This is a genomic window from Enterococcus sp. BWB1-3 (genome assembly GCF_016745275.1).
Lineage (GTDB): Bacteria > Bacillota > Bacilli > Lactobacillales > Enterococcaceae > Enterococcus_L.
Map to the genome: position 1 here is coordinate 18,365 of NZ_JADOEP010000019.1, position 12,818 is coordinate 31,182.

The window sequence follows — 12,818 nt, forward strand, 5'->3', positions numbered from 1 at the left end:
TGATCAGAGGAATGAATCTTGTTTAACCTGACCTCGGTCAGATGATTGGAAAAGGTACAAATAAAAACAGCCAATATAGAAGGTCAGATTTTTATACGCATTGGTTGATTGGAGGTCCATAATTCCTATTTTAAATATGTTGGAGAATAGGGCATCATTGCTCATCCCATATTTTTTAATGGGAACGATTACTGGTATTAAAGAGCTAGTCTCTTAAATAATAAATAAAGGAGTTTTATGTATGGAAACCAAATTTGATACGAAAGAATACTTAGAGAAGGTCGATGCCTGCTGGCGTGCTGCAGATTATATCTCTGTGGCTCAAATGTATTTGAAGGACAATCCTTTATTACGCCGACCTGTTCAAAAAGAAGATGTGAAAACCCATCCAATTGGTCACTGGGGAACGATTTCTGGACAAAATTTTCTTTATGCGCATTTAAATCGTGCCATCAATAAATTTGATTTAAACATGTTTTATATTGAAGGTCCTGGTCATGGCGGACAAGTCATGGTGTCAAACTCGTATATCGATGGCAGTTATACAGAAATTTATCCCGAGTACACTCAGGATGAAGCTGGATTAAAGAAATTATGCAAGATCTTTTCATTCCCAGGAGGTATTGCTTCGCATGCGGCACCAGAAACACCAGGCTCTATTCATGAGGGTGGGGAGTTAGGCTATTCGCTGGCACATGCAACTGGTGCGGTTTTGGATAATCCGGAAGTAATTGCGGCTACAGTTATCGGTGACGGTGAGGCTGAAACGGGTCCATTAGCAGCCAGCTGGTTTTCTAATGTTTTTATTAATCCGGTCAATGATGGGGCAGTTCTGCCAATTGTCTATTTGAATGGCGGAAAAATCTCCAATCCAACGATTCTTGCTCGTAAAAGCAATGAAGACTTAACTAAATACTTTGAAGGACTGGGCTGGAAACCTTATTTTGTTGAGGGAACAGATCCAACTTTGGTTCATCCTATAATGGCGGAGACACTAGATAAAGTAATTGAAGAAATCAAAGCGATTCAATCAGAAGCTCGGAAAGGAAATGCTGAAGATGCCGTAATGCCCCAATGGCCAGTTATCATTTTCCGGACACCAAAAGGCTGGACTGGTCCGAAAATATGGGATGATGAGCAGATAGAAGGTACTTTTCGTGCCCATCAGGTGCCAATTCCTGTTGATTCCGAACACATGGAGCATATTGATCAATTGGTAAACTGGCTGAACTCCTATCGTCCAGAAGAATTATTTGATGAAAATGGAAAAATCATTGATGAGCTAAAAGAAATGGCTCCAAAAGGAGATAAACGGATGGCGACAAATCCGATCACAAACGGCGGAATCGATCCAAAGCCGATGAACATGCCGGATTGGAAACGTTATGCTGTTGATACTTCTACACCAGGTGCTGTGATAGCACAAGATATGATTGTCTTTGGTGAACAGGCACGAGATATGATTACTGAAAACCCAACAAACTTCCGTATTTTTGGACCAGATGAAACCAAATCCAATCGATTGAACAAAGTCTTTGAAGTAACGAATCGACAATGGCTGGAACTAAAAGACAGCAGCGATGAATGGCAGTCTTCTGTTGGACGAGTGATTGATGGTCAACTATCTGAACATCAGGCAGAAGGATTGTTGGAGGGGTATGTGTTGACTGGACGTCATGGCTTCTTTGCCAGCTATGAATCATTTCTGCGTGTTGTTGATTCCATGATGACACAGCATTTTAAATGGATGCGAAAAGCCAGTGCCCATGCATGGCGTAAGCAATATCCATCCTTGAATTTGATTGCAACTTCAACTGTTTTCCAACAAGATCACAATGGCTATACCCACCAAGATCCTGGTGTGTTGACCCACTTGGCTGAGAAAAAACCAGAATTTATTCGTGAATATCTACCGGCAGATGCCAACAGTTTGATGGCAGTGATGGATAAAGCGATGCAGGAAAAACAAGTCATCAATCTAATTGTCTCCAGTAAACATCCACGACCGCAGTTCTACTCTGTAGAAGAAGCAGAGGAACTGGTGGAAAAAGGTTTTAAGGTGATTGACTGGGCAAGTACAACTGGTATAGAAGAGCCGGATCTGGTAGTCGCCGCAGCTGGGACGGAACCTAATTTGGAAGCATTAGCTGCAATAAGTATTTTGAATAAGCAATTTCCTGATATGAAGATTCGATTTATCAATGTTGTGGATATTTTGAAACTTCGTCATCCAGAAGTTGACCCTCGCGGGCTATCAGATGAAGAATTCGATACATTGTTTACAGCAGACAAACCAGTACTTTTTGCATTCCATGGTTATGAAGGAATGATTCGAGATATGTTCTTCAAACGTCACAATCATAATTTGTTAGTTCATGGATATCGTGAAAATGGGGATATCACTACGCCGTTCGATATGCGGGTCTTTAGTGAATTGGATCGCTTCCATTTGGCTCAAGATGCGGCCAATGCTGTATATGGTGATAAAGCAGCAGCATTCTCGAAAAAAATGGATGAAACAATCCAGTTCCATCATGATTTCATTAGACAAAATGGAACGGATATTCCAGAAGTTACTAATTGGAAATGGGAAATGCTGAAAGTAAAAGAATGTAACTTCAGCTAAAAAAGATAGAGTAATAGGAACTTTAAAAGCAGTAAGCAAAATAAGTTTTATTGGCTGGCATGAATTCGGACTTAAACCGAACCCATGCCGCCAATTTTTTAATGACTTTAGTTAATTTAATGACTAAAGTGAATAGAAAAAAGGCAACCATTAATAATATGAAATTTCTGAACCGTTTAAACAAGTAATTTGTCGGTTTATAATCTTATTATTGATAGTCCACAACTTATAAACAAGGGTATTCATTGACCTTTCATACTTGCAATGAAATAATAATGGTATTCGTTCTGATGGAGGTATTCGTGTGAAAGACTTTGAAAAAGAGAATTATGCCGCTTATTATACAGAGGATATCGCATTGAAGTTGCCCGGATATTTTCTAATGTTTGACTTGATTTTCAAAGGTGTCTTACCTGTGGAAGCTCAAAAAAAGGTTGATAATATCCTGCTTGTGGGTGGTGGAGAGATTGAAAGCGGCATGCTATTGAAGCAGTATCCGACAGCTAGTTATACATTTGTTGATCCCAGCAAGGAGATGTTGGAAAGAGTGAAGCGATCGCTGCCTAAAAATGAACGTTTGATCTATAAAAATCAGGCTTTTGAAGAATACCAGACGGAGCAGTGTTTTCAGCTTGTTTTATCGTTACTTGTTATCCACTTTATAGAGGATAAGGAAGCTTTCCTATATAAACTATATCGTCTTTTAGATCATAAGGGAATTTGTATTGTTAGTGCTTTTTCTAATCAACATTTGGAATGGTGGAAAGAGTATGCAATCAAAAATGGTGCAAACAAAGAGGAGGTAATGCGAACCTTTTTGAATCAGGAAGAAGTAATGCAAAGTGTTACGCCAAGAAAAATAGAAGAATTTGCAAGCAGTGCAGGTTTTGTAAAAGTAGAAAAAATTGCTCAAATCCTATCTATTGATTTGTGGTTATTAAAAAAATAGAAAATTGGATGCAGACTGGCTAAAGTTGCTGCTCAAAGAGAGAGCACGCCCATTGTATAGCCCTATAACTTTAGGAAGCTATTTCTTGTGTCAGGGCTTGTTTTTATTTTTTGAAAATAATTGTGTTTCAGTTGCTGGTAAAAGAACAGCAGCTGAAACTGAGAGATGTTTCTGCAATTTTCCAATTTGATTGGTTGAGACTGTGAATGGTATAAGTTATAGTCTCTTAAAACCGAATAAACGGTATTCCAGTCTTTATATGCCTCTGCGATTAGCTATTTCCTATTTAAGAGTGAATGTCTGCATATTCATGAGATCGTCAAAGCAGCCTTATTCTCAGTATGCAGCAAGTCCTTTTGTGCTTCAAGTAATCACAGAAGCAGATGATGCATAGTATCTACTTGGTTTTGGCGGAAAAACCCTTCTGTTACCCTCTTAATTATTGGATCGATTATTCGTTACAGAGCATTTTCCAACTCAAGGAGATATGACTTTATTGAGAGTCCTTCATCATTTGTTTTGCCCAGATAGCCTGTCAGCTTCCCATTTTTTCCAATCACACGATGGCAGGGAACAATGATAGGGAATGGATTGTTCCGATTGGCCTGTCCAATGGCTCGAACTGCTTTTTCTGAATTTACTGCTTTGGCAATATCCAGATAAGAGCGGGTTTCCCCATAAGGAATATTGAGAAGAGCATCCCAGACTTTTTTTTGAAAAACTGTTCCCTTTTCAAATAATAGAGGAGTGGTGAACTCTTTTAATTTTCCTGAAAAATAAGTGTCTAATTCCAGTGCAGCCTGTTCTGTCCAGCAATTTGTCTGATGATCTGCTATTTGGAAAAAGGAAACCTCAGTCAATCCTTGTTCATTTGCATTTAGCCAAATAGGCCCTATTGGTGTAATTATTTCCATTATCTGATCCTCTGAAACTTTCGTTTTTTTCATTATACCCTAAAATTAAAGTGTAATATACTAGGAGAGAGCAGTATACTAATTTAAAGTAAAATAGGTGTCTCGGCTGTTAACCTGTCTAAAAACAGTTGAAACAAGAGGGTAAGTCCTTGGTCAGTGCTTTCTGTAAAGCTGCTTGAGTATATTTCAGCTTCGCATCAAGATATATCGTAAAATGCCTGGTTATCATTCATCATGTCCTTTGTCATTTGCTTAAAAAGTATGATTAAGGGTTTCCAAATAAAATAAGTTTTCTTGTGGATATATCCTTATTTTTTATACGAATAATTGTTTTTTATATAATGATGATATTTCTTTATGTTTGTTTTTTTAAGGTTGATTATATAGAAGTACAAGCCAAATATATTTTACTGATTCCGGCAAAGAGTGGGGAAATTTTCAGAACTTGAAAACAGCAGCTGAGGGTGAGCTGCTGTAAGAAGAAACAAACGACAGTTATGTCTTTTTCTATTTCTAGGATTTATTAGAATTGTCTAAAAGGAAAATCAGTTTATAGTGAAGATTTTTGACTACATGTATGTATCAAATATAGATAATCTTTTAGCTGTTGGGAACCTGAGCGGCTAAATTTACTTAACATGTTAGAAAGACGGATGTTTTTGAAGTATGTTACTATAATTAGTGAACAGACGCTATGAGAGAATGGCGGCTAAAGCCTCTCAGAAATAGTATGTAAGAAGGAATCAGGTGGGGGAAATACTAATCTACAGTGTTTAATTCAATTAAGAATAACAATTGTATAAAAAGGAATAGTTGAGTAATTTTAATATGGCAACTCAAAAGAAGCTATGAAAAACTGATCGATTAAATATCTGGAGCACTTGACAAGGGGCCTCCATCATTGAGCATTCTGACGATACTGAGAGCAGTAGAGAAATCTACAATCATTGCAGCTCAATGCTGCTCAATATAAAGTGTTTGCTTAGACACCTAAGATAACCTAATTAGATTGTTGCAAGGGAAGAGAATAAAAACAGGCTGTGAATCCTTGCCTATCAAGGATATGGAGATTTTAGGCAAAATTATTTTTAATAGACAAGGAGGGAATGTATGGAAGAAATTATTATACTGCATACCAATGATCTGCATTCTCATTTTGAAAACTGGCCGAAAATCAGGAGATTTCTTTTGGAGAAAAAGGCAGAAAACACCGAAGTCAGTCAAACAACAGTAACAGTTGATCTGGGAGATTTTGTAGACCGTTGGCATCCTTTGACTGAGGCAACAGATGGTCAGGCTAATATTGATTTGATGAATACGATTCACTACGATGGAGCAACCATCGGAAATAATGAAGGTGTGGGAAACTCCAAGCGTCAATTAAATAATTTATATAACGAAGCGAATTTTGATGTTCTTTTGGGTAATTTGTTTGATCCGGATACAGGTGAACGACCTGAATGGGCTGAACCCTATAAAATCATTGAAACTCCGTCTCATACGAAGATCGGCTTGATTGCATTAACTGCGCCTTTTCCTTTGACATATAAGCCGAATGGCTGGGATATTCGTCGGGTTGATGAGGTTCTTCCAGAGTTGGTTCAAGAAGTCAGACCAAAATGTGATTTGCTGATTTTACTCAGTCATTTGGGAATAGACAATGATATAAAAATTGCCACTAATTATCCAGAAATTGATGTTCTGCTGGGCTCACATACCCATCATTTGTTTAGATATGGTGAAAAAATCAACCGTACTCAGTTAGCTGCTGCCGGAAAATTCGGACAGTATGTTGGTGAGGTTCACGTATTTTTGGAAGATGGAAAAATTTTTAAAACAACTGCAGAAGCTCATCCAACTGATGAACTGCCTTTTTTTCCAAAAGACGAAGAAGAGATAATCGGGTATATGGAGCAGGGGCATGAGTTGTTAAAAAGGAAATCAGTTGCTGAACTGCCTTATGAGCTGTCTAATGAACTGGATGATAGATATCCTGTTATCTTTAAGACCCTTGATGCAGTAAAAAAGAGAGGTAGGACAGAGGCTGCTGTTTTAAATACAGGACTGTTCTTAGATGAGCTTTCAAAAGGAGTCGTTACGGAAGATGATCTTCATCGAATTTTGCCTCATCCCATGCATTTGATTCGGGTAACATTGGTTGGGGAGGATATGATTCGTCTAGTAAGAGAGATGGAAAAAAACAGGCAGTATCTGAGGAAGTTTCCGATTATGGGAATGGGCTTCCGAGGGAAAATATTTGGAGAGCTTTGCTATGACGGTATCTTCTATGACAAAGAGACAAAGAACGTTTTATGGAATGGGGAAAGGATTCAAAAAGATCGAAAATATACACTGACTACGGTAGATCATTTTTTATTTATTCCTTTTTTTCCAACAATAGAAATTGTTGGCGAGACAGAATTTTTATTCCCGGAGTTTATTCGAAATGTTTTAGGAGACTATTTGAGACGCCACTATCCAATCAATAAAAAACAAGGTATAATAAACGACAGGTGGTGAGATTGTGACGGAGAAAACTGAAGAAAAGAATGAATTAACTGCAGAAATTGCTGCTGTGATTGAAGAGATAAATGAAGAACCTGCTAAAACCAAACAGCGAGGTGAAGTAGTAACTGCTGTAGATGAAAGCCAGATTATGATTGGAGATCGTCAGTACATGCTGGTGAAAAATCATCGGGATGCTTTTGATGCAGAGAAAATAGGTGAACGTTTCAGTGATATTTTATCCAGATACGATTTCATCGTAGGGGATTGGGGATATGATCAGCTTAGATTGAAAGGCTTTTTTGAAGCAGGCAATCGAAAGGCTTCTCCTGATCAGCGGATTGACAGTTTGGAAGATTATCTTTATGAATTCTGTAATTTCGGCTGTGCTTATTTTGTACTTGAGCGAATAGGTGGAAAGCGGGAAAAACAGGGACTTAAAAGAAAGCGAAATAATAAACGAAGCAACTATCGAAATAATAATCAGGCTCATACAGAAGAAAAGAAAGGACCTGCAAAAAATCAAAAAGATTTTAAGAAAAATAAACCAGTTATTCGTAATAGAAAAGAAAACACTGGGGCAAATCAGCAGGCTGCTGAAAAGAAACCGGAGAAAAAAGAGGCGAACAATAATCGATCATTTACGATTCGCCAACGTGAGGAGTAGAAACAGTGGGAAATTACAAGGGCTATTTGATTGATTTAGATGGAACGATCTATCTGGGTAAGGAAATTATACCGGCAGGAAAACGTTTTGTTGAAAGGCTTCAGAAAACGAATCAGCCCTTTCTCTTTGTAACAAATAACACAACAAAAACGCCTGAGGCAGTTGCAAACAGGCTGGAAAAAGAATTTGATTTGCATGTTCCGGCTTCTGTTGTTTACACCGCATCTCTGGCAACGATTGATTATATGAAAGAAATGAATCAGGGGAAAAAGGTTTATGTGATTGGCGAATCGGGTTTAGTCGACTTGATTCTGGCTGCAGGATTTGTCTGGGAGGAAGAGAGTCCTGATTATGTAATTGTAGGGCTGGATACAGGAATTACCTATGAAAAATTTGTGAAAGCGACACTGGCTATTCGCAGAGGTGCCGTTTTTATAGGTACAAATCCCGATAAAAATATTCCAACGGAAAGAGGCCTTCTTCCCGGAGCCGGCTCGATGATTGCTTTGGTACAGTCAGCTGTGCAGAAAGAGCCTGTTATAATCGGCAAACCGAATTCTGTGATTATGAACGAGGCAGTTAAACTTATGGGCTTGGAGAAAACAGATGTGTTAATGGTTGGCGACAATTATGAAACGGATATACAGTCCGGTATTCAAAACGGTATTGATACATTGCTGGTTTTGTCTGGTTTTACTCAGAAAGAAGAGGTGCCAAACTTGCCGACTGCAGCGACTTATACTCTTAACTCATTGGATGATTGGGAACTGTAGCATGACAAAACGCAAAGGAGCAATTATAGAATATCTGGGATTTACCTGTCTTTTTTTGGCAGTCATTTCCCTGTGCATCGCCATCACAATAAATTTTCGACCGTTGTATCGTTTTGACATTAACTACTTAAATATTCTTGATTATACAATGATCAGCCAAAAAGAGCTGCTGGAAAATTTCGATCAGCTGATGAGCTACCTGAATAATCCTTTTGTTACAACACTGAAAATGTCTGATTTTCCAGTTTCTGAAAGCGGAGCCTTCCATTTTTATGAAGTAAAACGTCTATTTTTACTGAACTACGGGGTGTTGCTGGTGACAATTATTCCAGCAGGCTTTTTTTTACGGTACTTGAAAAAGAATGGCTGGTTATGGCGTTTAATGCGTCCCTGTCAGATTGCTTTATTTATTCCTGTGGTTTTTCTGCTGTTAATGGCTGTAGGTTTTGATCAGTTTTTTGTTCAGTTCCATGGAATCTTTTTTAATAATGATGCATGGCTGTTTGATCCTGTAACCGATCCGGTGATTAATGTTCTGCCGGAAATGTTCTTTATGCACTGTTTCCTTCTATTTTTTATTTTGCTGGAAGGGACCCTGTTCGCTGGTTTTTTAGTTGGCAGGAGAAGTTTAAGAAAAAAATAATTAATTGAATAAATTACGCGAGGTCGGGACTGTGACAAAACTATGTCTGAGATCCCTAAAACCGAATAAACGGTGTTCCAAAGCCCCTCCATGCTTCGAGGATCGGAACGAAGTGAGAACCGTAGACGCAGAAAAACGGATACAGTGTAATGTTTTGTCTCGAGAATCGTTAGACTCGTAGAGACAGTAGTTCTGGAAATAAGTCGAACGATACTGAAAATATGAGTAGCTCCAGGGAGGTATCAATTCACAGCTAGTCATTTTATGACTAGTGTTCCTTGACAATTTTCGTATAGTCCGACTTATTGTCATAAATCACTACGATTGACTCGTCAGAGTAGATGATGCATGATACCTACCTGGTTCTTGAGACAGAACACTTCTGTCTCAACCTCGCTGTTTATTCGGGTTTAGATATGAAAAGAGTTTGGACCTTATTTCTGTCCTAAACTCTTTTTTATTTTATGCATAGTATCTCTTATAAAAAAGAAATTAAAGTTGATCTAGTTTCGACAACTAGATTGAATCATTTTAATAAATATGTTATTATTTTTTTATAAAAAGGTGGTGTGTTTTTTTGAACGATATAAGAGCTTCGCTGGAACAGTGGGGGAAAAATTTGAAGGGCATTCATTTACCCAGATGGCATGAACTGCCGGATATAGAGCTGTATATGGATCAAGTAATTACTCTTGTGGAAAAATACTTGTCACCATTGATTACTACTGACAAACATACCTTGCTGACATCTTCAATGGTTAATAACTATGTAAAGCTTGGTTTGATTCCGGCACCTGAAAAAAAGAGATACAATCAAAAACATTTAGCATTTCTTGTTGCTATTACGTTGTTGAAACAGGTTCTGACCATTCCCGAAATTAAACAGGGAATTTTGTTTCAGGGGGCTGCAGTTGGAATTAGGGAAGCTTATAATCAATTTTGTAATGAACAGGAAAAAGCCTTGAAAGTTGTTGTTGCCCAGGCATTAGGGGAAGAACCTGTTTCGTCGTTTAGTGAAAATATTCCTACAGAATCTCTGGCTGTAAAAGCAGCAACCTTATCTTTTGCAACAAAAATGTTCAGTGAAAAAGTGATCGAATTGGAGCAACTATATTTAGAGAAGATGGAGAAACGTGATGAATAAACAAAAAATAGCAATACTTGTAGATTCCGGTACTGATGTACCGCAAGAACTAATTGAAAAATACGGAATATATGTGATTCCTTTGCAAATCATTTATAAAGATCGAGTATACACGGATAAAGTGGACATCACCCCGGAAGAGGTATATAAGCGTTTGCCGGTTGAAATCCCGAGTACTTCATTACCTGACGGAGACACCATTACGAAAATTTTTGAAAAGATTAAAGCAGACGGCTTTGAAAAAATTTTGGCGATTACAATTTCCAGCGGTTTGAGCGGAACATTTAATATTGTTCGTTTGATCAGTGAGGAGTTTAAAGATGTGGAAACCTTCTGTCTCGATACGAAAAATATAGGGATCGGCAGCGGACTTCAAGTGATTGAGGCTGCTAAAATGGTTGAAGCTGAGATGCCATGGGCAGAAATGAAAGTACGTCTATCTGAAAACGTTGAAAAATCCACTGTCTATTTTAATGTGGCGACATTGGAATATCTGCAAAAGGGCGGCCGGATTGGTTTGGTAGCATCTATTTTGGGAAATGCCTTAAAATTGAATCCCATTATTTCCTGTAATGAAGAAGGGGTTTACTATACTGTAGCAAAAGCTCGAGGCAGAAAGAAAAGTCTGGAAAAAACGCTTAGTCTGATTAAAGAATTTATTGGGAACCACAAAAAAGTTGTTTTGGCTGTTGCGCATGGAGAAGCAGAAGAAGAAGCCAAAACTTTCTATCAAAAGTTGAAAGAAAATTTTCCCCAAGCTGAAGAGATTTATTTTGGCACTATCAGCCCGGCATTGGTTGTTCATACCGGACCTGGACTCCTTGGAATCGGTGTTCAAATCTTGGACTGATTTTGTTATGTAATCAATTGCAAGTTCAAATAATTGCGTTAAATTAACAATATGATAAAATGAAAACTGGAACTGCTGAATCAGTCTGTTTCGGTTTTTTTGATATGGAAATTTTATGAAAAGTATTTTAAAAAGACGATTGTTATGTTAAACTCATTATTGTTGAAAGGAGATAATAAAAAATGAAAAAAGCAATTGCAGAAATTATTGGAACATTTATTTTAGTATTTTTCGGAACAGCAACCGCTGTTTTAGGAAACGGAATGGAAGGAATCGGAACAACAGGTATCGCATTAGCCTTTGGGCTGACGATTATTGCAGCAGCCTACAGTATTGGTACAATTTCAGGTGCTCACTTAAATCCTGCTGTATCACTGGGAATGTGGGTAAATAAACGAATCACGACAGTGGAATTGGCCTATTATATTGTTGGGCAAGTGATTGGTGCACTATTGGCATCCTTCTCATTACTGATGATTTTAGAAGCAGGAAGTCTGAACACTTCAAATCTTGGACAAAACGGCTTTGGTGATTTCACAGCTATGGGTGCGTTAGTTATTGAAATTATTTTAACATTTATTTTTGTTCTGGTTATTATGACTGTCACAAGTGCTAAAAAAGGAAATGCCAAACTTGCAGGAATCGTTATTGGTCTTACACTGACAATGGTTCACTTGGTTGGAATTCCGTTAACCGGTACATCAGTAAACCCTGCAAGAAGTTTGGGTCCTGCGATTTTTGCCGGCGGAGATGCATTGTCTCAGCTGTGGGTCTTTATTGTTGCACCGCTAATCGGCGGATTGCTTGCAGCGCTGGTTGCCAAATATGTTTTAGATACTGAAGAAGTATAACAAATTAAATCAACAGTTAATCAGAATCGGTCTTTAAGGACTGATTCTGATTTTTGTTTTTTGTTGATTTTCTTAAGAAAGGTGAATAGAAACAGCGAAATCAGTGAACAAAGATGAAAGACTTCAAAAAATGAGGTATAATGAAAAAAATACTGCAAAACTATGTAGGAAAGAAAAAGAGGTGTCTCTTTATGAAAAAGATTTTAGTCGTAGATGATGAAAAACCGATTTCCGAGATTGTAAAATACAATTTAGTAAAAGAAGGGTATGAAGTTTCAACTGCTTATGATGGTGAAGAAGCATTGGAAAAAGTGAAAGAAGAAGAGCCGGATTTGGTGATTCTTGATCTGATGCTCCCTAAAATTGACGGTTTGGAAGTTGCTCGGGAAATCAGAAAAACCTATGATATGCCGATCATTATGGTAACTGCCAAAGATTCTGAGATCGATAAGGTTCTAGGACTTGAATTAGGAGCAGATGATTATGTGACAAAACCATTTTCAAATAGAGAGTTGGTTGCTCGTGTTAAAGCCAACCTGCGTCGTGGAGCTGCCAGTGTTAAGGAAGCCGACGACAATACACCTTCTGAACTGTCAATTGGCGATTTAACCATTCATCCGGATGCCTATATGGTATCAAAACGCGGAGAAAAAATAGAGCTGACTCACAGAGAGTTTGAACTTCTTTTCTATCTGGCAAAACACATAGGTCAGGTAATGACAAGAGAACATTTGCTGCAGACAGTCTGGGGGTATGACTATTTTGGAGATGTCAGAACAGTGGATGTGACGGTTCGACGACTGCGTGAAAAAATTGAAGACAATCCGAGCCACCCTACATATTTGGTTACCCGAAGAGGTGTCGGCTATTACCTAAGAAATCCTGAACAGGAGTAG

The 12,818-nt window shown here is 38.1% G+C and carries 11 protein-coding genes; 10 read left to right on the top strand and 1 reads right to left on the bottom strand.

The genetic code is table 11. The features are described 5' to 3' along the window. Positions 1-241 precede the first annotated feature (241 nt). Positions 242-2,626, top strand: a complete 2,385-nt coding sequence (locus IW492_RS12730; RefSeq protein ID WP_202068019.1) for a phosphoketolase family protein — start codon at positions 242-244, stop codon at positions 2,624-2,626. A gap of 304 nt (positions 2,627-2,930) precedes the next feature. After that, on the top strand, positions 2,931-3,575 hold the full coding sequence (locus IW492_RS12735; RefSeq protein WP_202068020.1) for a class I SAM-dependent methyltransferase: 645 nt from the start codon (positions 2,931-2,933) through the stop codon (positions 3,573-3,575). A 458-nt stretch (positions 3,576-4,033) separates the two neighbouring features. On the opposite strand, the gene IW492_RS12740 is transcribed toward IW492_RS12735, so the two are convergent. Continuing rightward, a complete protein-coding gene (locus IW492_RS12740) occupies positions 4,034-4,489 on the bottom strand; it encodes a methylated-DNA--[protein]-cysteine S-methyltransferase (RefSeq protein WP_202068021.1) in 456 nt (151 codons plus the stop codon). A gap of 1,110 nt (positions 4,490-5,599) precedes the next feature. Between IW492_RS12740 and IW492_RS12745 the strand changes: the two genes are divergently transcribed. The 8 genes from IW492_RS12745 (at position 5,600) to yycF (ending at position 12,818) form a co-directional block, all read left to right on the top strand. Continuing rightward, positions 5,600-7,009, top strand: coding sequence for a bifunctional metallophosphatase/5'-nucleotidase (locus IW492_RS12745; protein WP_202068022.1), 1,410 nt, complete (start codon positions 5,600-5,602; stop codon positions 7,007-7,009). A 1-nt stretch (position 7,010) separates the two neighbouring features. Next, positions 7,011-7,661 (top strand): YutD family protein, encoded by a 651-nt coding sequence (locus IW492_RS12750; RefSeq protein ID WP_202068070.1) that lies wholly within the window; start codon positions 7,011-7,013, stop codon positions 7,659-7,661. Positions 7,662-7,666: 5 nt separating this feature from the next. Continuing rightward, on the top strand, positions 7,667-8,434 hold the full coding sequence (locus IW492_RS12755) for a TIGR01457 family HAD-type hydrolase (protein WP_202068023.1): 768 nt from the start codon (positions 7,667-7,669) through the stop codon (positions 8,432-8,434). Between the two features lies 1 nt (position 8,435). Further along, the gene (locus IW492_RS12760; RefSeq protein WP_202068024.1) at positions 8,436-9,077 is read left to right on the top strand and encodes a TIGR01906 family membrane protein; all 642 of its coding nucleotides are present in this window, start codon (positions 8,436-8,438) and stop codon (positions 9,075-9,077) included. A 577-nt stretch (positions 9,078-9,654) separates the two neighbouring features. Beyond that, the gene (locus IW492_RS12765; protein WP_202068025.1) at positions 9,655-10,221 is read left to right on the top strand and encodes a DUF1836 domain-containing protein; all 567 of its coding nucleotides are present in this window, start codon (positions 9,655-9,657) and stop codon (positions 10,219-10,221) included. Beyond that, a complete protein-coding gene (locus IW492_RS12770) occupies positions 10,214-11,071 on the top strand; it encodes a DegV family protein (protein ID WP_202068026.1) in 858 nt (285 codons plus the stop codon). The genes IW492_RS12765 and IW492_RS12770 overlap by 8 nt, the downstream gene beginning before the upstream one ends. 182 nt (positions 11,072-11,253) lie before the next feature. Continuing rightward, entirely contained in the window at positions 11,254-11,922 is a 669-nt protein-coding gene (locus IW492_RS12775; protein ID WP_202068027.1) for an MIP family channel protein, read from the top strand. Between the two features lie 191 nt (positions 11,923-12,113). Then, entirely contained in the window at positions 12,114-12,818 is a 705-nt protein-coding gene (yycF, locus tag IW492_RS12780; RefSeq protein WP_202068028.1) for a response regulator YycF, read from the top strand.

What these genes read in the sequence shown, in the direction of transcription:
- IW492_RS12740 (WP_202068021.1), bottom strand. Translation starts at nt 4,489, where the DNA reads ATGGAAATAATTACACCAATAGGGCCTATTTGGCTAAATGCAAATGAA.
- IW492_RS12770 (WP_202068026.1), top strand. Translation starts at nt 10,214, where the DNA reads ATGAATAAACAAAAAATAGCAATACTTGTAGATTCCGGTACTGATGTA.
- IW492_RS12745 (WP_202068022.1), top strand. Translation starts at nt 5,600, where the DNA reads ATGGAAGAAATTATTATACTGCATACCAATGATCTGCATTCTCATTTT.
- IW492_RS12760 (WP_202068024.1), top strand. Translation starts at nt 8,436, where the DNA reads ATGACAAAACGCAAAGGAGCAATTATAGAATATCTGGGATTTACCTGT.
- IW492_RS12775 (WP_202068027.1), top strand. Translation starts at nt 11,254, where the DNA reads ATGAAAAAAGCAATTGCAGAAATTATTGGAACATTTATTTTAGTATTT.
- IW492_RS12730 (WP_202068019.1), top strand. Translation starts at nt 242, where the DNA reads ATGGAAACCAAATTTGATACGAAAGAATACTTAGAGAAGGTCGATGCC.
- yycF (WP_202068028.1), top strand. Translation starts at nt 12,114, where the DNA reads ATGAAAAAGATTTTAGTCGTAGATGATGAAAAACCGATTTCCGAGATT.